18 protein-coding genes, 1 pseudogene and 1 riboswitch are annotated in these 20854 nt (G+C 36.4%); of the genes and pseudogenes, 12 read left to right on the forward strand and 7 right to left on the reverse strand.

Annotated features, from left to right (window positions below; genetic code table 11):
* Nucleotides 1–335 precede the first annotated feature (335 nt).
* From MKY00_RS04435 to MKY00_RS04450, 4 genes are all read left to right on the forward strand, one after another.
* The gene (locus MKY00_RS04435; protein ID WP_000796016.1) at nucleotides 336–680 is read left to right on the forward strand and encodes a DMT family transporter; all 345 of its coding nucleotides are present in this window, start codon (nucleotides 336–338) and stop codon (nucleotides 678–680) included.
* Nucleotides 681–682: 2 nt separating this feature from the next.
* Nucleotides 683–997 (forward strand): DMT family transporter, encoded by a 315-nt coding sequence (locus MKY00_RS04440; protein ID WP_016716562.1) that lies wholly within the window; start codon nucleotides 683–685, stop codon nucleotides 995–997.
* Nucleotides 998–1126: 129 nt separating this feature from the next.
* On the forward strand, nucleotides 1127–1705 hold the full coding sequence (locus MKY00_RS04445) for a TetR family transcriptional regulator (protein WP_016716563.1): 579 nt from the start codon (nucleotides 1127–1129) through the stop codon (nucleotides 1703–1705).
* 211 nt (nucleotides 1706–1916) lie between these two features.
* Nucleotides 1917–3119 (forward strand): MFS transporter, encoded by a 1203-nt coding sequence (locus tag MKY00_RS04450; protein ID WP_000742937.1) that lies wholly within the window; start codon nucleotides 1917–1919, stop codon nucleotides 3117–3119.
* 33 nt (nucleotides 3120–3152) lie between these two features.
* Here the strand turns inward: MKY00_RS04450 and MKY00_RS04455 are convergent, their stop codons facing one another.
* Nucleotides 3153–3491, reverse strand: coding sequence for a winged helix-turn-helix transcriptional regulator (locus tag MKY00_RS04455; RefSeq protein ID WP_016716564.1), 339 nt, complete (start codon nucleotides 3489–3491; stop codon nucleotides 3153–3155).
* Nucleotides 3492–3660: 169 nt separating this feature from the next.
* Between MKY00_RS04455 and MKY00_RS04460 the strand changes: the two genes are divergently transcribed.
* Nucleotides 3661–4200, forward strand: coding sequence for an ester cyclase (locus tag MKY00_RS04460; protein ID WP_016716565.1), 540 nt, complete (start codon nucleotides 3661–3663; stop codon nucleotides 4198–4200).
* 23 nt (nucleotides 4201–4223) lie between these two features.
* On the forward strand, nucleotides 4224–4772 hold the full coding sequence (locus MKY00_RS04465) for an NAD(P)H-dependent oxidoreductase (RefSeq protein WP_011040036.1): 549 nt from the start codon (nucleotides 4224–4226) through the stop codon (nucleotides 4770–4772).
* 72 nt (nucleotides 4773–4844) lie between these two features.
* Here MKY00_RS04465 and MKY00_RS04470 read toward each other — a convergent pair whose 3' ends face one another.
* The gene (locus MKY00_RS04470; RefSeq protein WP_016716566.1) at nucleotides 4845–6605 is read right to left on the reverse strand and encodes an SgrR family transcriptional regulator; all 1761 of its coding nucleotides are present in this window, start codon (nucleotides 6603–6605) and stop codon (nucleotides 4845–4847) included.
* 84 nt (nucleotides 6606–6689) lie between these two features.
* Here MKY00_RS04470 and MKY00_RS04475 point away from each other — a divergent pair, with 84 nt between their 5' ends.
* Complete coding sequence (locus tag MKY00_RS04475; protein ID WP_016716567.1) at nucleotides 6690–7946, forward strand: MDR family MFS transporter; 1257 nt, start codon at nucleotides 6690–6692, stop codon at nucleotides 7944–7946.
* Nucleotides 7947–7990: 44 nt separating this feature from the next.
* On the opposite strand, the pseudogene MKY00_RS04480 reads toward MKY00_RS04475, so the two are convergent.
* From MKY00_RS04480 to MKY00_RS04495, 4 genes and pseudogenes are all read right to left on the reverse strand, one after another.
* Nucleotides 7991–8183, reverse strand: a pseudogene (locus MKY00_RS04480) (hypothetical protein).
* A 239-nt stretch (nucleotides 8184–8422) separates the two neighbouring features.
* Complete coding sequence (locus tag MKY00_RS04485) at nucleotides 8423–8938, reverse strand: type 1 glutamine amidotransferase domain-containing protein (protein WP_016716568.1); 516 nt, start codon at nucleotides 8936–8938, stop codon at nucleotides 8423–8425.
* A gap of 277 nt (nucleotides 8939–9215) precedes the next feature.
* Nucleotides 9216–10415, reverse strand: a complete 1200-nt coding sequence (locus MKY00_RS04490; protein ID WP_016716569.1) for an ABC transporter permease — start codon at nucleotides 10413–10415, stop codon at nucleotides 9216–9218.
* A 60-nt stretch (nucleotides 10416–10475) separates the two neighbouring features.
* On the reverse strand, nucleotides 10476–11900 hold the full coding sequence (locus MKY00_RS04495; protein ID WP_016716570.1) for an amino acid permease: 1425 nt from the start codon (nucleotides 11898–11900) through the stop codon (nucleotides 10476–10478).
* 147 nt (nucleotides 11901–12047) lie between these two features.
* Nucleotides 12048–12231: riboswitch (Lysine riboswitch) on the reverse strand.
* 200 nt (nucleotides 12232–12431) lie between these two features.
* Between MKY00_RS04495 and racE the strand changes: the two genes are divergently transcribed.
* Nucleotides 12432–13259 (forward strand): glutamate racemase, encoded by an 828-nt coding sequence (gene racE / locus MKY00_RS04500; RefSeq protein WP_016716571.1) that lies wholly within the window; start codon nucleotides 12432–12434, stop codon nucleotides 13257–13259.
* A gap of 51 nt (nucleotides 13260–13310) precedes the next feature.
* On the opposite strand, the gene gapN is transcribed toward racE, so the two are convergent.
* Nucleotides 13311–14750 (reverse strand): NADP-dependent glyceraldehyde-3-phosphate dehydrogenase, encoded by a 1440-nt coding sequence (gene gapN / locus MKY00_RS04505; protein WP_016716572.1) that lies wholly within the window; start codon nucleotides 14748–14750, stop codon nucleotides 13311–13313.
* Between the two features lie 590 nt (nucleotides 14751–15340).
* On the opposite strand from gapN, the gene MKY00_RS04510 reads away from it, so the two are divergent.
* From MKY00_RS04510 to MKY00_RS04525, 4 genes are all read left to right on the forward strand, one after another.
* Nucleotides 15341–17101, forward strand: coding sequence for an ABC transporter ATP-binding protein (locus MKY00_RS04510; protein ID WP_016716573.1), 1761 nt, complete (start codon nucleotides 15341–15343; stop codon nucleotides 17099–17101).
* Entirely contained in the window at nucleotides 17098–19098 is a 2001-nt protein-coding gene (locus MKY00_RS04515) for an ABC transporter ATP-binding protein (protein ID WP_016716574.1), read from the forward strand. The genes MKY00_RS04510 and MKY00_RS04515 overlap by 4 nt, the downstream gene beginning before the upstream one ends.
* A 272-nt stretch (nucleotides 19099–19370) precedes the next feature.
* Nucleotides 19371–20168, forward strand: coding sequence for an amino acid ABC transporter substrate-binding protein (locus MKY00_RS04520; protein ID WP_000732846.1), 798 nt, complete (start codon nucleotides 19371–19373; stop codon nucleotides 20166–20168).
* Entirely contained in the window at nucleotides 20155–20853 is a 699-nt protein-coding gene (locus tag MKY00_RS04525; protein WP_016716575.1) for an amino acid ABC transporter permease, read from the forward strand. Before MKY00_RS04520 ends, MKY00_RS04525 begins: the two co-directional genes overlap by 14 nt.
* Nucleotide 20854: the final 1 nt, after the last annotated feature.

Below are 20854 nucleotides of genomic sequence, written 5' to 3' on the forward strand. Positions count from 1 at the left end.
TTAGACTGTGTCTAACAATTGGGGTGCAGTTCATATTCAAGGGATCTCTCCAAGGGGGAGTGGAGAAAATATTATGTTACTAGCAGTATTGACAGGTTATTAGGAAATATACAAATCGGATGAAATAAATTTTTGGCATTGACAGTTTTTTAAATATTCATGTACAATACTCATGAATGACATTCAGTCATTTTGTGTAGCAGGATGCCATTTGCTTGAAAACGGAACAAATATAAATGGTAAATGAGGATGATAGTTGTTTATATAGTAGTGATGAAGGAGTATATTTTTTTAAAACAAAAATGACTGATAGTCAGTCATAAGAGGTGAGAGGTATGAAGAATAGAGCTTGGTTATATGTCATATTAACATGTATCTTTGAAATTTTTTGGGTGTTTGGTTTTAATACAGCCGATACTTGGTGGCATTGGATTATTATTTTAGGCGTTATCGCTGTTGATTTTCACTTCCTTTCTAAAGCGTGTGAGCATCTTGCAACAGGGACTGTATATGCTGTTTTCGCCGGAGCTGGTACGGTAGGTACTTTCTTAATGGATGTATTCCTTTTCGGCGGGAGTTTCAGTGTAGGGAAATTATTCTTTATCGTGATGGTTGTAGCCGGCGTTATCGGTTTAAAACTAGCTGATAATAAAGAAGAAACTGTGGAAGGAGCTGCTTAAAGATGGGTTGGTTTTTCGTATTTTGTGCTGCAATTAGTGAAATAGTCGGTGTGATCGGCCTTAAAATGTATAGTAAAGATAAAACGTTAGCAAATGGTGCACTTTATATAGGTGGGTTTGCTACATCTTTTGCATTCTTGTATACATCTTTCTTATTTTTACAAGTAAGTGTCGCGTATGCGGTTTGGATTGGTATTGGAACAGCAGGTGCCGTTTTATTAAACATGTTCCTGCTTGGTGAGTCGAAAAGTAAAGCACGTATCATTAGTGTGGCTCTTATTGTATGCGGCGTGACAGGGTTAAAGGCTCTTTCGTAAAGATATACTGTATCTCCTAACAAGTCGTTAGGAGATTTTTATCGTAAAAAGTACACGATAATTGACAGTATAGCTAGTTATTCTATAAAATGAGTGACAGTCATTCAATACGCGTGTGAAAGGGTTTAGATGATGAATAAAAAAGAGAAAATTGTCTATGCAGCTATTGAAGTGTTTCAGGAAAAGGGCGTTGAAAAAACGAAGATTTCTGATATCGTGAAATTGGCTGGCATTGCACAAGGAACTTTCTATTTATATTTTCCTTCTAAGTTATCTGTTATGCCTGCAATAGCAGAAGTGATGGTTGAGAAGATGATCCTTGCAGTGAAAGAAAAAGTGCAAAACGATGCGCCTTTTTCAAGTAAAGTTACGCAAGTAATAGATGCGGTGTTTCACTTCATAGCGGAATATCGTGAAATACAAGCTTTAATGTATGCGGGTCTTGCATCTACGGAACATATAAAAGAATGGGAAGCTGTGTATGAGCCTCTTTATATGTGGCTAAGTGAATTTTTAAGTGGGGCGAAAGAAGCTGGTGAAATTCGTGATTCGGTTCACGCAGAGCGAACAGCGAAGTTATTTATCGCTCTAGTTGAATCAGCAGCGGAACAAGTGTATTTATATGATCATAAAGATGATGAGCAAGTGGAGCTACAAAAGGCAGAAGTACTAGATTTTTTAACACATGCATTACATATAAAGAAATAGTGAGATGAACCTGTCTGAGAAGGTAGGTTCATTTTTGAGGAAAACTGAATGATAGTCATTCACCTAATGCGTATGTATGTGTGGAAGGATATAGTGAAATTCTAACGAGTAGGGGCATCTCTACTCATGATTAGCCCACAAATAGCAGGATAAAGAAAAAGCTTCTTGGGCATTATTTTTTGAGAGGAGCTTACGGGAAGAGGTGTTAAAAGTGAAGAAACCGATAAAAGAACAAAAGATGGTATTGGTCATTCTTTTGAGTAATATATTTATCGCTTTTTTAGGGATTGGATTAATCATTCCGGTTATGCCGTCCTTTATGAATGATATGGGTTTAACAGGTAAGACGATGGGATATCTCGTTGCAGTGTTTGCAATGGCTCAGCTTATTGCTTCACCTATTACAGGTCGGTGGGTCGACCTTTATGGTAGGAAGAAAATGATCATCATTGGATTATTTATTTTTGGTGTTTCAGAGCTTCTGTTTGGATTAGGAACAGATGTATGGATGCTCTATGCAGCGAGGGTGTTAGGTGGAATTAGTGCTGCGTTTATTATGCCTGGTGTTACGGCATATGTTGCGGATATTACATCTATACAGGAACGTCCAAAGGCGATGGGATATTTATCTGCTGCTATTAGTACCGGCTTTATTATAGGACCTGGAATCGGCGGATTTATTGCAGAATACGGTATACGTGTGCCGTTTTTCGTTGCAGCAGCAATTGCTTTTATAGCATGTGTAATTTCGATTTTTATTTTAAAAGAACCGTTAACGAAAGAGGAGCTTGCAGAGATTTCTTCTAATACGAAAGAATCAAGCTTTATTGGTGATTTAAAGAAATCATTACATCCAATGTATGCAATCGCATTTATTATCGTATTTGTACTTGCATTCGGTTTATCAGCGTATGAAACGGTGTTTAGTCTGTTCTCTGATCATAAGTTTGGATTTACACCGAAAGATATTGCGGCAATTATTACAATTAGTTCAATCTTTGGGGTAGTTGTGCAAGTATTTATGTTTGGTAAATTGGTTGATATATTCGGTGAAAAAGTGTTAATTCAAATATGTTTAATTGTAGGTGCAGTATTAGCGTTCGTTTCAACTGTAGTCTTTAATTATTGGATTGTACTTCTCGTTACGTGCTTCATTTTCCTTGCATTTGATTTACTTCGTCCAGCTTTAACGACGTTTTTATCAAAAGCAGCTGGAAAAGAGCAAGGATTCGTCGCTGGTATGAACTCAACTTATACGAGTTTAGGAAATATAGCAGGACCGGCGATGGGCGGAATATTATTTGATATGAACATTCATTATCCATATGCATTTTCAGGAGTTGTTTTAATAGTTGGTCTCGCTATTACATTTATGTGGAGAGAGAAACAGCTAGCTGAAAGTTTTGCGAAGTAATAAAACCCCTTACGACGGTAAGGGGTTTTTGTTTTATAAGCTTAATCCAAACCGTTTTAATTCAATAAATACCCCCTCTAATTGCTTTCCTTTATCCGTTAATGTGTACTCTACACGAGGCGGAACTTCTGGATATACTTTTCTCGTTATAATGCCTTGAGACTCTAATTCTTTTAGTCGAAGCGATAATGTTTTTGGACTAATACCATCCATTGATTTTTGTAAATCACTAAAGCGTAATGTTCCTTCGATAAGAAGGTCACGAATGATTAAAAATGTCCATTTCGTACTAATTACATCAAGCGTTTTAGCGATAGGACAAGGTATGCCAGGTAAACCTTTCGTTAATTCAACTGAATCTATATTGTTCATGGAACTAGCCTCCATAAAATTTTTTTGGCTGAATTTTCTTTATAGTATCACATAACTATACTTTTGGTAACTATATGAAAAAAATATCACTACTTCCATAAAGGAAGTTAGTGCATATACAATAGCAATACGAAATACAAAGGGTTTAGATGAGGAGGAGGTGATTTTCATGGGGATAAAAAAGTTGTTTAGATTCCTTAGTTTGTTTGTTGTTTGTATTGTACTTGTAGCATGCGGCGTGGAAGAAAAAACGGAAGTCCAGTTATTAAAAGAAATGCCAAAGCCAAAAGCGATGACAATTGATCCCTCATTAAGTCAAAAGGAGGCGACCGAAATGGTTCATGCAGCGCAGCGTTTTTATGCATTTTGGGATACAGGTAAAGAGGAGCTTATTCCGCAGACTGTTACTGAAAATTTTTTCGATCATACATTGCCGAAAGGGCGACCACAAGGCATGGAAGGATTAAAGTTTGCGGCGCAAAACTTTCATAAAGTTGTTCCTAACATACATTGCGAGATTGAAGATTTATTAGTCGTCGGTGATAAAGTAACAGCTCGTCTTTCTTTTACAGGAACGCATAACGATAAAAAAATCGATTTTTTTGCAATTGATATTTTACATGTAAAAGACGGAAAGATTACAGAAGACTGGCATTTAGAAGATAATCTTACGCTGAAACAACAACTTGGGTTAGTAGCTGAGGAGTAAATTATATAGGGGAGAGAAAAGTGATGAAAAATATATTTATTATAAATGGACATGAAAAATACGGTACGAAAGAAGGACGATTAAATAAAACGTTAGTTGATTATATGGTAACGGTATTAAGTGAGAAGCATCATGTGAAAACAACAACGATTCAAGATGGCTATAGTATTAAAGAAGAACAAGAGAAGTTTTTATGGGCTGATGTGGTGATTTATCAAACGCCAATTTATTGGTTTAGTGTACCGGGCTTATTTAAAACGTATATGGATGAAGTGTATGAATACGGTTTGTTCTTTAAAGGTGCAGATGAATATGGAACAGGTGGTTTATTAACAGAGAAAGAGTATATGTTCTCTACAACTTGGAATGCACCTGAAAATTCTTTTGGAGATAAGACGAAGTTCTTTGAAGGGGAAAGTCTAGAATCAACGCTTAGTCATTTACACCGCGTGCAGAAGTTTCTTGGTATGAGCCCGTTAAAGAGCTTTGCTTGTTATGATGTGGTGAAGAATCCGGATATTGAGCAGTATTTATTGAACTTGAAAGATCATTTAGATGGAGTAATTAAATAATAGTTTATACTTGTATGTGAAGAAGGTACTACTAAGGATGTAGTACCTTCTCCTTTTATAAAAACTCATACTTTAATACGTAGATGGCTGTATCCATAACTTCGCAAAATTTGCCCAGCCGAATGAATCAATTGTTACATTTTTTAAAGCAGAAGGATATGTTTTTCTTTTTAAAACGTGATAGTTAAATAAAATGATGTGTTCTGTTTGTAAAAATTCTTCAATCTCATACATGAGCTCGTAGCGTTTCTCCTTATTTTCTTCTAGTAAAAATGTATCAAGTAAACAGTTAATTTGTTTTTCATAGTGCGGGTCCATGAACCGGTTTACGAAGCAACTTTTATTTTTGAATACATTTAAGAATGCAAGTTCATGATCGGCAGCAAACACTTCTCCCATGAAAATAATATCGGCATGTTGATCGATAGAACGGTTCATATAATCTGAAACGAGAAAGGGGTGAAGCTCTACTTGTATACCTAAACTTTCACATCGTTCTTTTAAGAAATATGCATCATTTGCACTATCTTTAAATGCGAAGAAGTAAATATGTATCGTCTCTCCATTATAAGTGCTCTTTTTTAAATACTCTTTCGCTTTTTCTAAAGAGTAAGACCTTTTAGAAGCTTGGCGACTTCTTTCAGGGAAAAAGCTTGATGCAGCAATTGTTCGTCTACCCTCTATGCTACGAAGTATCGTTTCAACGTCATATAGTTCTCTCCAAGCCTTTCGAAAGTAAATGTCGTGATGAGGACCAGGTTTTGTAAAGTTGAAGCTAGCATAAATACAACCTATTTCTTCTATTTGTATATTGTGTCTTTCATTTTTCTCTTCATTTGGTAGTTCATAATCAGCATCGATTTGTACATGATCAGGAATACCCCAAAATTCAATACGGTCTAATAAAGCGCGCTCTTTAAAATAATGAGTGAACGCTTCGAGCACGATATTATCTTCAGAGTAATGAGCAAGTTTGAAAGGTCCAGTACCTATGTAATGATGATTTTGGATACTCACATCACGCGGTAAAATTGCTAATTGTATGGAACTTACATAGTGTAAGAAAAATAAATTTGGTTTTGCTAAATGAAATCGAATTTGCAGTGGTGATGGCGTTTCAATTTGAACAATTTCTTCTGTTAACCATTCAAAAGGAGAGTGAACTTCTTTTAGTCTTTCAAATGAAAATTGTACATCTTTAGAAGTTAAAACTGTTTCGTTATGAAAATGAATGTCCTTTCGTAAATAAAAAGTCCACGTAAGCCCGTCTTCACTTAATTCCCACGTATGCGCAATGTGTGGCTCCATTTTTTCCGTAACATCGTTATAAACGACTAACGTATCAAAAATTTGACTTGTAAGATGGCTTTCTGTAGTTACAGCCACAAAAGCCGGATCTAAGGGGAATATCTTTCTCGATATAGGAATTTTTAATATGTCGTACATATCATTTGAAGGTTCGTATCCAAAATGATGATGTAGTTTATTTTCTATCTTTTTTTGAAGTGCAAGGGGGAGGGGTTCTTTTAAAAGAAGAAAAACGTCCTTTAATTTTTCTCGCGCTAACAGTTCATCTGTATAGGACTCAATCGCTTCTACGAAATTATGTATAAATAGAATTTCTGTTTTATTTCCGCGTCCTCGCCCTGGAGTCCAGCTAATTAATTGTTCCTCGCTCATTTTCTTTAATAAAATCTTTACGTTTTTCGTACTGCAATATAAAACATCCGCTAATTCTTGTAAGCTATTTCGCATATGTTGTTGATCTTGTGCATGTAGTCTTAGTCTAATGTAATAGTCCATAATTTTCATATATACACTTCCTTCTATCATAAAAGGGGAAACTCTTTAGAATATTCTAACCTTTTTCTTCCTTTTTTTCAAAGTAAAATAAGTAAGCATAAGGAGGGGGAAACAATGGGATTTTGGAGTATGCATCGAAATATAAAAATTAGAATTATAACTTCGTTTTTAACACGTACTGTGTCCACGATGATTTTTCCATTTATGGCGATTTATTTTTCAATAAAGTTAGGTAGTGCGATTGCTGGTGCGTTATTACTTATTAATGTCATAGCTTCATTAGTAATTGGTTTATACGGTGGATATGTTGGAGACCGGCTTGGGCGTAAAAAGGTGATGATTATCGGTCAAAGTATACAAGTCATTTCCATTGCTTGTATGGGAGTTGCGAATTCGGATTATGTAGATTCACCGTGGTTAACATTTATCTTTATGCTAGTGAATAGCCTAGGATCTGGACTTATGAATCCTGCGACAGAGGCGATGTTAATTGATGTGAGTACACCTGAGAATCGAAAAGTGATGTACAGCATTAACTACTGGGCAATTAACTTATCCATTGCGATTGGAGCAATATTTGGAGGACTACTATTTGAAAACTATAGATTACAATTGTTTATCGTATTAACAGTAGTTGCAATTATTACTTTATATGTGATGGCTGTATATATGGAAGAGGTGTATGTAGCTAGAAAAACAGTAGAAAAGAAAAATGTATTAAAAGATATGGCAGATAGTTATAAAGTCGTAATGAAAGATAGAGCGTTTTTAATTTTTTGTGCAGCAAGTATATGTACGTTATCTTTAGAGTTTCAGATTAATAATTATTTAGGAGTACGTTTGCAGAAGGAATTTGAAACGGTGCACTTTTTATTCGGGAATGGTGTTACGTTTGATTTAACAGGTATTCGCATGCTGAGCTGGATTTCTGCAGAGAATACCATTTTAGTTGTGTTATGTTCAGCACTTCTTATTAAAATGCTGAAAAGCTTCAACGATTTGAAAATCTTATATGTAGGTTTATTCATTTATACGATTGGCTTTACAATACTTGGAACGAGCAATAGCTTATGGATTTTATTAATTGCAGGGCTTTTCCAAACGGTAGGAGAGATGATGTATGTGCCAGTACGTCAATCTATTATGGCAGATATGGTGCCAAATGAGGCGAGAGGTTCATATATGGCGATTAACGGAATGGTCTTTCAAGTGGCAAAAATGAACGGGGCATTGGGTGTTATGCTAGGTTCATTTCTTGCATCTTGGGGCATGAGTGCTCTGTACTTTATCGTTGGTATGAGCAGTATTTTATTATTTATGAAAGCGATAGGGAAAGAGAAGTATGAGGGCGAGGTTTCTCAAATTGGATAAAACGATATGAAAAGCGATGCTAGAAATCGCTTTTCATATGGCTTTTAAAACGGATCAACTTCAGCTAAATCAGGATTGCTATTTGGATTTGTTAATAAGACTTTCAGCTCACCTACTTCAGAGAGCGCAACGAGGATATAACCACTAATAAGGACGACGAGTCCGATGACCCTTAATGTTTGCAGTGTTATTGTTTTCGGAATTGTCTTGGGGCGTTGAAGGTGGATTGTTATTCATGATTAAGGCTCCCATCTTTTTTTATTTATATATGTGTAAAATTATTATTTAACTTATGGATAAGAATCGTATAGTCATTTTCACTATATGAGAAATGCCTATGAAAAGTGATTAGAAATTTTGGGACGAAGAAGGGGGGAATCCGTAGGTCATTAAAAATGACATTCCTTTTTATTTTTCATACAAATAAAAAGGTTAACCAAAGTAGCTAAACAGCTATTTTGGCTAACCTATAATAACTATCCTAGTATACGCAATGATTCTTCAATAAACGCTGGGATATCTTCAGGTTGTCTACTTGTTACTAGCTGATTTTGGCATACGACAACCTCTTTGTCATGAAAATTTCCGCCGGCATTTTTCAAGTCGACCTCAATGGATTTATATCCAGTCACATCGCGTCCTTCAAGTGTTTGTGCAGTGATGAGTAATTGAGGTCCGTGACAAATAGCAAAAACAGGTTTTTTCGTATCCATAAATGCTTTGCTAAAGCGAACAAACCGTTCATCTGCACGAAGTATATCTGGGGAAAATCCGCCTGGTATGAAGAGGGCATCAAAGTTCTCTGGAGAAACATCATCGATACCTTTATCAATTACGACTTCAGTTTTTCCTTGTTTACCGTGTACCGTTTTCCCTTTTTCAGTTTCAATAGTTGTTAATTCATATCCCTTTTGTTTAAAAGCTTCTGCTGGCTCTGTGTATTCTGTGTCCTCGAAATAATCTGTTATTAAAGTAGCAATTTTTTTACTCATTCTCATCCGCTCCTTACATTATATTGTCGGTTCCAGAATCGTCTTTGAGCAATTTGTCGTATTGTCTATTTCCTTTTAAATTTCTAATCCCCCCAGTTCGTTTCCCTTGTTAATTTAGTACATACCCTTTTTATTAGGACGTAAACATGTATTATCATTTTTTTATGTAAAAATCATAAAAATATCGATTGTATCGGTGATTCTTGTTTGAGAAGGAAAAATAAAAAGCTAAGGAGAGAATTTATTCTCTCCTTAGCTTTTAAGATAATTCTTTTCGTTAAAACGAGGAAACGCGTTGCTTCGTTTTTGGTACAATAATAAATTTGATCCAAAGTAACCCGATAATCATAATGATAAGGCTATGTAAAAATTGACCTGTAGCAATGAGTATAACAATTGAAAATACAATGAGTTGAATGCTTAGCAATATAAAGATTAAGTGAAGAAATTGATTCATTCGTTTCTCAGTATGAATTGGATATAATGCTGCAATAATATTTCCCGAAAAATATTTCCATAGGGAACGGAGCTGCATAGAGATCATATATAGAACGATATATGCGATAGCGCCTTTTACGTATATGTTTGGTATAAAATATAAGGCGAAGGCACCGATCAATCCTAAACGAATATATATACCGAAATAATCATTCCCGCGTAAAAAAGCTAGTGTATGTAAATAGAAGAAAGTTGCTCGTTTTTTATGTAATAAAGGTTCAATCCAAGTTGTAAGCCATTTTCTTTTATTTACTTGCTTATTTAGTTGCGGAACATCGGTGAAGATGCTAGCAAATTGATAAAAACGAACGTTCATTTTTTCTTCTTGTTCAATTATGTAATCCCACGGTATTCGTTTTGTAGGCTGCTTTTTCGTATATAGAAGCAGGAAAGCAAGTAGTAAGAGTAATCCGCCTAATATGAGAACATTTGCTGAGTAAAACAGCATGTAAATGATGAGTGCGTTACAAGTAATACGAATAATGAACCATATGCCGTTTTCATGACTATCACGCCACATCCAATGTATGTACATGTTCCAAGCTTTCGTAATCATTAAAACGATAAAGATTGTACATAAGAAAGGTACAGTTACTTGTAATGATTGCAGTGCAAGTGGAACGAGAATAAGGAATGTAAATAATAATGGGAAAAGCTGAATGATGTAATTATATAGAAGAGATTTTTTGAAATAAGATGTTAATTTCTCTTCTAGTGCTAGTAAATAGACAGCATCAGGTTTTTGAATAAATGTACGGATCGGGCATCTCGTTATAATGAATGTAAGTACAATCGTGATGAGTAGTAAAGATATTCCTTTAGAAGGAGATGCTTTTAGAAACTGAGCATAGTAGTATGCACCAACGCATGAAATAAAGATAAAGCTATATAGTAAACCGTTAATCATACGTGCAAAGTATGTAATGATATTTTGCATATGTTGTTGGAAGCGGCTGCTCCATAGTGATTCAATTGACATGTTTTTCACCTCTTTGTTCTATTATATATGTTTTACAAAAGAAAAAACGAGCAAATTGCGTTATGCAACTTGCCCGTTTTTCTTTTCGTTATTTTTTTTCTGATCACGATTCATTAATGGATAGAAGGCAAAACCGATTACGAATAAACCAATTCCGAGAAGGAATGTTTTTATATCGGCTGCACCGGTTTTAATAACCCATAGTGCGTAGCAAAGTGCAATCACTGCGACTATGCCATCTGTAATTCTTGCCCGCGTTTCATTTTTATACGTTTCACCAGTTGCGACTAGTTTTAACTGGAAGATTGGTGAAACGAGATATGGAATGAGGTAGGCCAGTGTTGATACGGTAATAACGAATGTATAAGCTTCCGCAATTGTTCCTGATAATGTTGAGAATAAGAACACTTGCGACATAATGTTTGTTAATCGTAATGAATAAATTGGACTTCCTTTTTTGTTTGTTTTTGTGAAGAAGGAAGGGAAGAAACCTTCTTTTGCTGCTTGATACGGTACTTCTGAGCTTAATAAAATCCAGCCTAAGATGGAACCGAATAGGGAAGTAAGAGCAAGTAATGCCATCAGTTTCCCGCCGCCATGACCCATTGCAGCATTTAGTGCGTCTGCTAAAGGACGTTCAGAAGTTTGTAATTTATCAATGTGAAGTACACCCATTGTTAAAATTGTAATTCCTAAGTAAATCGCAACTGTAATAAGTAATCCCGCAACTGTTGCGCGTTTTACTGTTTTTGGAGAAACGGCACGGTTTGATAAAAGAACCGCTGATTCAATTCCGATAAATGCCCAAAGCGTCGTAAGAGCAGCTAAGTTTACTTGTGAAAGAAGGCCATGTGATACACCTGATTTATCGATCATCGGTGTGTACCATTGTCCAAACTTAGAAGCTTCGAATGCAAATAACGTAACGACGATGAATAATAGGAATCCAGTTACTTTCGTTGTTGTTGCTAAGAAGTTTAGCTTTCCAGCTCCGCTTACACCGTTTGTTAATATAATATGAGTTCCCCAGAGTAAGATGGAACAAATCGTAAATGTAATTAGTTTTCCGACTTCTACATTAAAAGAACCGATTGAAAATAGTAGTCGTGTATCTTTCATAATCGGGAAGAAGAGTGATAAATATCCCGCAAATGATGTAATGATGGCAACGTTACTTGCCCAGTTTGCAACCCAATATCCCCATACCATACTGAAACCAGCCATTTTTTTCTTTTTTGGTGTTGAGAATAAAGCATATGCATGACTTTGTGGTCCTGTCGTTAAATCAGGACGACGAATTGCTAAATTACCGAAAACAAGAGCTAGCATTAAAACACCAAACCCTGTTGTTAACCAAGCTAAAGTGACACCGAGAGGGCTTGCTGTTTGTGCCAACGTACTTGGCACCATGAAAATACCAGCACCAACCATGTTACCGACAACGAAAGCTGTTAGTACCCAAAAGCCCCATTTTTTTTGTTGCATAGAAAATACCTCCAAAGTTAGTATAACCAAGTCAAGCGAGGAGATATGTATGTCTTCCTGAGCCAGGAAGAGAAGTCCCAAACAAAACAAAAAAAGCACGTAATTTGCCGCTACATGCTTTCTATCTTATAAGAAACCCACGACATACCTCTCGATAGCTCTCCACAAACGAAACGTTTGTGACAGTTCTGCACTTATTAAATAGCAGACCCAGCAAGCGTGCATGGTGGACACGGGCTTACTTCGGCAATCATTCCTTTTTCATTCGTTCATCAATGCCACTACATCTCCTGAAATGATACTCTTAATGACTGCAACCTCTACCTCACCGAGATACGAATGAGGATTTAAATATTAATTTAACGTATTTAAGAGTAACAAATGAATTTTTATACGTCAATGGATATAGTAATAATCAGATTATAGAGAAGAGTTTGTGATTAAAAGTAAGAGGGATTATTATGTGATATTGAATTTTCATAATATAATAAATGTTATTGGCGCTAGATGATTGAAAAGGGGATGAAGTATATGTCTGTATGTCATAAACATTCAGTAATAGGTGTGTTAGATTCGGGAGTTGGGGGATTAACAGTTGCGAGCGAAATTATAAGACAATTGCCTAAAGAGAGCATTTATTATATTGGTGATAATGAGCGTTGTCCGTATGGGCCAAGAAGTGTAGAAGAGGTACAATCTTTCGTATTTGAAATGGTTGAGTTCCTCAAACAGTTTCCGTTAAAAGCTCTAGTTGTAGCATGTAATACTGCTGCAGCTGCTGCATTGACTGCGCTGCAAGAAGCGCTTTCTATTCCAGTTATTGGCGTTATACATCCAGGAGCAAGAGCGGCAATTAAAGTGACGAAGAAAGGGAAAATCGGAGTAATTGGAACTGTAGGTACGATAAAATCTAATATGTACGAAAAAGCATTGCATGAGCTTGATACATATTTGAAAGTGCATAGTCATGCTTGTCCGACTTTAGCTACAGTTGTAGAAAATCAATTAGAAGATACAGCATATGTAACCGAGCAAGTGAAGCAAGCTTTACTGCCATTAACGAAAGAAGATATAGATACGCTAATTCTCGGATGTACGCATTATCCACTTTTAGAGTCCTATATTAAAAAGGAACTAGGAGAGAATGTAACGATTATTAGTTCTGCAGAAGAAACAGCGATAGAGTTAAGCACAATTTTGCAGCACAAAGGAATTCTATCTGACAATTTGAATCCGGAGCATCAATTTTTTACAACAGGCTCTGTTTCATCATTTGAACATATTGCTGAGAGATGGCTAGGGTATCAAATTTCTGTAAAATGTGTGAATTTACCTATGGAAAAACAACTCGTGAACTAAATTGTATAAAAAGAAGCTGATCTAATTTAAGATCAGCTTCTACATATAAGATTAAACTAAGTTTAATACAGTTACTTTTTCACGTGTCATAGACTCAAGGCTCTTACGAATACCTTGTGCGCCCATACCTGAACCTTTTACACCGATGAATGGGAAGTGGTCAGGGCCGCGCTCTGTGCGTCCGTTAATTTGAACAGAACCAGTTTCGATTTTGTTAGCAATTGCAAATGCTTTGTTAATGTCTTTAGTGAAGACACTTGCTTGCAGACCGAACTCTGATTTGTTAGCAATTGCAATTGCTTGTTCATCTGAAGAAACACGGATGATTGGAAGGATTGGGCCGAATGGCTCTTCCCAAGCAACTTTCATGTCTTCTGTTACGTGGTCGATTAATGTTGGGTAAATTAAGTTACGCTCACGTTTGTTACCGATAACGATCGTTGCACCCTTTTCTACAGCGTCGTCAACTAAACCTTGAACGAAATCAGCAGATTTGTCGTCGATTAATGGAACGATTGTGCTGTCTTGTTCTGGAGATCCAACTGATAGTTTAGCTACTTGCTCTTGTAATAAGCTAACAAGCTCGTCCGCTACGTTTTCGTGTACAAGTACACGCTTAATAGCTGTACAACGTTGACCAGAGTAAGAGAATGCACCGCTTACGATATGGTTTGCAGCATCTTGTAAGTCAGCATCTTCACGAACGATACCAGGGTCTTTACCACCAAGTTCTAATACAAGTGGAATCATTGCAGCTTTTTTCGCTAAATGTTTACCTGTGTTTGTACCACCTGTGAACGATACCATATTGATGCCTTCGTGTTCTACTAAGTAGTCACCAATTACAGAACCGCGTCCTGTCGCTACGTTCACAAGACCTTTTGGAAGACCAGCTTTATGAAGTGCTTCCACCATTTTAATACCGCTAATTGCACCTTGAGTTGCCGGTTTGAAAATAACAGCGTTACCCATAATTAATGCTGGTGCAAGTTTTGCAGCAGATAAGTTTACTGGGTAGTTAAACGGTGCGATTGCTAATACAACACCAAGTGGTGCACGTTGGATAATCGCAAGTTTAGATTTTGTACCGCCCGGGAAGCTATCGCCCATCATGCTTTCTCCGTGCATATGTAAAGCTTCTTCGATTGTGTAACGAATGAAGTCAGCTGTACGAACAACTTCTTTCTTCGCATCTTTATATCCTTTACCGACTTCTTTCATAATGATATCGGCAATTTCATCTTGCATATTTACGAGCTCATCAGCCCATTTATATAAATATTTTGCGCGATCTTGTAGAGAAGCTTCTGCCCATGATTTTTGAGCTTCTTTTGCAGATGCAATTGCTTCATCTACTTCTCCGCGAGTAATTGCTTGTACTTGTCCAATTACTTCGTGTAAGTATGGAGATGGAATTTCAATTGTTTCTCCTGAAGAGCTTTCTCTCCATTCTCCGTTTAAATAAAATTTGTACGTATTGCTAGTTGTCATGATTAGTCCTCCTAAAATAGCAACTTGTAAGAGTGAGTATAAGGTGATTGTAGGGGGTTTGATAACATTTTTCAAATGAAATGTTTGTGAAAACGATTTCTTATTCCTTTTTTATTTTGTATGCCCTTTCTTGCAGAATATTCCCTTATTTCAAAATGATGTAGCGTATATTTTCGTTCAGTCTGTAAAAAAACAATTGACAGAATACTCAATAAAGTTGTAAGATTATAAATGGAAAATAAATGAAGGGGGTGTGCGTAATGATTGTAATCGTAAATGTAATGGGCTTAGCTCTGTTAAACGGCAGAAAACATTCATATCATTACGCAACCCGTACGGATATATAGGGCATCTTTGTCTTATAAAAAGCGTACGTTGCGTATATCGTAACGTACGCTTTTTATGCATTTTTGTGCATATCGTCAAGCGACGGTATGCTTTTTTTTGTTTATTTTCCATGTTACTAAATAAAATTTTGGAAGGTGGAAAAATGTGATGAGATTGTATGGGTTACGAAATGTAAATGTGATGGGTCTGGATAGTGGATAAAGAAACGAGAGGTAAACGAGAATGAGAAGGGAGAGGTTATATTGTTTTCAGTATTACTAAAGTTAAGATGGTTTTTTAAAGAACATTGGAAGAGATATAGTATCGCCATTGGTGCACTTTTAATTGTAAATATAGTTGAAGTTATTCCTCCGAAAGTACTCGGGGTTACGATTGATAATATAAAAACAGGAACGTTATCAAACGAAGCTATTATGCAGTCTATTCTTATTTTAATAGGGGTCACGATCGTTGGATATGGTCTCACTTTCGTTTGGCAACATCAATTGTTTGGCGGTGCATTCGTACTTGAGAAAACGATGCGCTCTAAATTCATGGGGCATTTACTTAAGATGACGCCGACTTTTTATCAAAAAAATCGTACTGGCGATTTAATGGCGAGAGCGACAAATGATTTAAAGGCAATCGCTATGACAGCTGGTTTCGGTATATTAACGCTCGTAGATTCGAGTTTATATATGCTTACGATTGTCTTTATGATGGGATTTACAATTAGTTGGGAGCTTACATTTGCGGCACTTATACCGCTTCCGATTATGGCGTATGCGATGAATATATATGGAAAGAAATTGCATGAAAGATTTACAGTTGCGCAAGATGCGTTTGGTGATATGAACGATAAAGTACTTGAGTCAATAGCTGGTGTGCGCGTGATTCGTGCATACGTACAAGAAAATGCAGATCAAGAAAGATTTCATCATTTAGGAGATGACGTCTACGAAAAGAATATGAAGGTAGCAAGAATCGATGCACTATTCCAACCAACTGTGAAAATGCTTGTTGGTCTTAGTTATTTAATTGGTTTAGTGTACGGTGCATATCTTGTATTTCAATCAAAGGTGACGCTTGGGGAACTCGTTTCATTTAACGTGTATTTAGGGATGATGATTTGGCCGATGTTCGCAATTGGCGAATTAATCAATGTTATGCAAAGAGGAAATGCTTCATTAGACCGTGTAAATGAAACGTTAGCGTATGAACCAGATGTAAAGGATCCGAAACATCCAAAGGTTGTACAAGAGCCGGATTATATTCAGTTTGATGATGTTACCTTTTCATATCCTTCATCAACTGAAACAAATTTAAAGAAGGTTTCGTTTACGTTAAAACAAGGAGAAACGCTTGGTGTTGTCGGGAAAACAGGAAGCGGAAAGACGACGCTTGTCCGTCAGCTTCTTCGTCAATATCCACTTGGAGAGGGGGATATTGCAGTCTCTGATGTGACGTTAGATAAAATGACAAATGAAAATGTACTCGGCTGGATTGGATATGTACCGCAGGAACATATTTTATTCTCAAAAACAGCGAGAGAAAATATTTTATTTGGAAATAGGGAAGCGACGGAAGAAGAACTCGAGAAAGCGATTGAAATCGCGGCGTTTAAAAAGGATTTAGAGTTTTTACCAGAAGGGTTAGAAACGCTTGTTGGAGAAAAAGGTGTTTCTTTATCAGGAGGACAAAAACAAAGGATCTCGATTGCGCGAGCTGTCATTCAAAATCCAGAAATTTTAATTTTGGACGATTCTTTATCGGCTGTTGATGCTCGTACGGAAGCAGCGATCATTGACAATATAAGAACAGAAAGAAGCGGAAAGACGACGATTATTACGACGCATCGTTTATCTGCAGTTCAACATGCGGATTGGATTCTCGTTATGGATGACGGGCAAGTAATAGAAGAAGGTACACATGATCAGCTTGTTAAGAGTGGAGGCTGGTATGCTGAGCAGTTTGAAAGACAACAAGGGGAAAGTGAAAGTGCGGATAGTGGGGTGAAAATATGAGCGTTTCAAAACGATTGTTTCAATATGCGATGAAGGTAAAAGGGACGATTTTTGCAGCGATGCTAATGTTATTTATTTTCGTCATCGCAGAGCTTGCGGGTCCTTTCGTCGCGAAAACGATGATTGACGATCATATCGTTGGAATAGAGAAGCCTTGGTATGAAACAGAAAAGAGTGAAGAGGCTGTTTCGTATAATGGCGCCTTTTATAAGCGAAGCGATCGCTTCCAGGAAGGTGAGAAAAAAGGAAAAGAAGTACGCGTGATGCAGGTCGGTTTTCAATATTACTTTGTACCGAATAAAGTAAATCTGGAAGGGTCACGGACTGTAAAAGGTGATATGATTACCGTTCAAAACGGTAAGGCGGTGCAAGTGTATAAAGCGAAAGCATTGACGAAAGAAGAAGTGTTTGCGTTTTATAAACCAGAAATAAACCGTCTATTATTACTTGGTGGTGGATACTTCGCTTTATTAGTAGTCGTATCCTTGTTTGCATACGGAAAGCAGTTTTTCTTACAGAAGGCGGCGAACAAAATTATTCAAATTATGAGGGAAGATGTCTTTTCTCATATTCAAACGTTGCCGATTCGTTATTTTGATCATTTACCAGCAGGGAAAATTGTATCGCGTGTAACGAATGATACAGAAGCCATTCGTGATCTATACGTAACGGTACTTGCGACATTCGTTTCAAGTATCATCTATATTATTGGGATATTTGCCGCGCTATTTTTACTTGATGTAAAATTGGCGACGTTATGTTTACTCATTATCCCGATTTTAATCGTTTGGGCCATTCTTTATAGAAAGTATGCGTCTGTATACAATCATAAAATGCGTTCGCGTTTATCTGATATTAACGGAACAGTGAATGAATCCATTCAAGGAATGCCAATTATTCAAGCGTTTCGTCAAGAGCGTGAAACGAAAAAAGAGTTTGAAGAATTAAATGGCGATTATTTTAAGTATCAAAATAAAATTTTGAATTTAAATGCAGCAACTTCTCATAATTTAGTATCTGTATTAAGAAATATCGCTTTCACAGGTGTGATTTGGTATTTCGGTGGAGCTTCATTAAGTGCTACAGGCGTCATTTCTCTAGGGATACTGTATGCGTTCGTTGATTATTTAACACGATTGTTCTCACCGATTACAAATATGGTGAATCAGCTTGCTAACTTGGAACAATCGCGTGTTGCATCAGAGCGTGTTTTTGAATTGTTAGAGGAAAAAGGAGAAACAGTAGAAGAAGAACGTATGCCTCGCTTACAAGGAAATGTAAAGTTTGATAATGTGTCGTTTTCTTATAATGGAAAAGATGAAGTGTTAAAAAATATTTCTTTTGAAGCGAAACAAGGCGAGACGGTAGCACTTGTCGGTCATACTGGATCAGGAAAAAGTTCCATTATGAATGTACTTTTTCAGTTTTACGAGTTTGAAAAAGGAAAGCTTACGATTGATGGTCATGATGTAAAAGAGATGCCGAAACAAGCAACTCGTGAACATATGGGAATTGTACTGCAAGATCCGTTTTTATTTAGGGGAACAGTAGCATCTAATGTAAGTTTAGAAAATGAAAACATTTCAAAAGAGCGCATTGTAAAAGCGTTGCGTGATGTTGGTGCTGAAAGATTTGCGAACAATATAAATGAAGAAATTACGGAGAAAGGAAGTACACTTTCAACCGGAGAACGTCAGCTTATATCGTTTGCTAGAGCACTTGCATTTGATCCAGCCATTTTAATTTTAGATGAAGCGACGTCTAGTATTGATACAGAGACGGAAGCGATGATTCAACAAGCGTTAGAAGTTGTGAAGAAAGGAAGAACGACATTTATTATCGCTCACCGACTTTCAACGATTAAAAGCGCAGATCAAATTATCGTGCTTGATAGAGGGACGATTTTAGAAAAAGGCTCTCATGATGAACTAATGAAAAAGCGCGGGCGTTATTATGATATGTACAAAACGCAAATGGAAGGGAACCAGAGCGCTTAATATGTATGGCGGAGAACTTGTGATTTTCACAAGTTCTTTTTTTAATGAATCAGGGCAGTTAAATAAGAAGTATTATTTTACCTTTCGTACAATAAATGCTATATTAAAAAATGTTACTTATTTTTTGTATGTGGCGTTATTTTTCCCTTTTGTTTGATTATGAAGAAAAAGGATAAACTAAATAAGAACATTTTCATTGAAAAATTGTTCAAGATTGCATACAATCAATATAGTTTTTAAATTCCTATCAGAATACTTGGAGGATTATCATCATGAAAAAATTATTTTCAGTACTTGCAGTAACTACATTAGCAATCGGGATTGTAGCGGGCTGCGGTAAAGAAGAGAAAAAAGATACAGCTAGTCAAGACGCGTTACAAAAGATTAAACAAAGCGGTGAACTTGTAATTGGTACAGAAGGTACATATCCACCATTTACGTTCCACGATTCAAGTAATAAATTAACTGGATTTGACGTTGAATTAGCAGAAGAAGTTGCAAAACGTTTAGGAGTAAAACCTGTATTTAAAGAAACACAATGGGATAGCTTACTTGCTGGTTTAGATGCAAAACGTTTCGATATGGTTGCAAACGAAGTTGGTATTCGTGAAGACCGTCAAAAGAAATATGACTTCTCTAAACCGTATGTTTCATCTTCAGCGGCATTAGTTATTGCAAAAGATAAAGATAAACCTGCTACATTTGCTGATGTAAAAGGATTAAAAGGAGCACAATCTTTAACAAGTAACTATGCAGATATTGCTAAGAAAAATGGTGCGGAAATCGTTGGTGTAGAAGGATTTAGCCAAGCGGCAGAATTATTAGCTTCAGGACGCGTTGATTTTACAATTAATGATAAATTATCAGTGTTAAACTATTTAGAAACGAAAAAAGATGCAAAAATTAAAATTGTAGATACAGAAAAAGAAGCTTCAGAAAGTGGATTTTTATTCCGTAAAGGTAGCACTAAGCTTGTACAAGAAGTAGATAAAGCGTTAGAAGATATGAAAAAAGATGGTACGTATGACAAAATAACGAAAAAATGGTTCGGTGAAAATGTATCTAAGTAGTGCATTGGTTTCAGATCGATTGTCTACTTGGATGGATATTATGCAGTCTTCCTTCATGCCTATGCTGAAGGAAGCTGTTTTTACGACAATTCCATTAACGCTTATTACATTTATTATCGGTCTTATACTTGCGACGTTAACGGCGCTTGCACGTATTTCAGGTAGTCGTATTTTACAATGGATTGCTCGTATCTATGTATCTATCATTCGCGGAACGCCACTTCTTGTACAGTTATTTATTATTTTCTATGGTCTTCCAACTCTTAATGTTGAGGTTGAGCCATATACAGCAGCAGTTATTGGATTTTCATTAAATGTTGGTGCGTATGCATCTGAAATTATTCGTGCTTCTATCCTTTCGATTCCGAAAGGGCAGTGGGAAGCTGCTTATACAATTGGGATGACGTACCCACAAGCATTAAAACGTGTTATTTTACCGCAAGCAACGCGCGTATCAATCCCGCCGCTTTCGAATACATTTATTAGCTTAGTGAAGGATACTTCATTAGCATCGTTAATTTTAGTAACAGAAATGTTCCGAAAGGCGCAGGAAATTGCGGCAATGAACTACGAATTTTTAATTGTTTATTTCGAAGCAGGTCTTATTTATTGGGTTATTTGTTTCTTATTATCAATCGTACAACAGATGTTAGAAAAGCGTTCAGAACGCTACACATTAAAATAAT

Origin of the sequence: Bacillus sp. FSL R9-9834, from assembly GCF_038006905.1 — a bacterium.
GTDB lineage: Bacteria > Bacillota > Bacilli > Bacillales > Bacillaceae_G > Bacillus_A > Bacillus_A pacificus.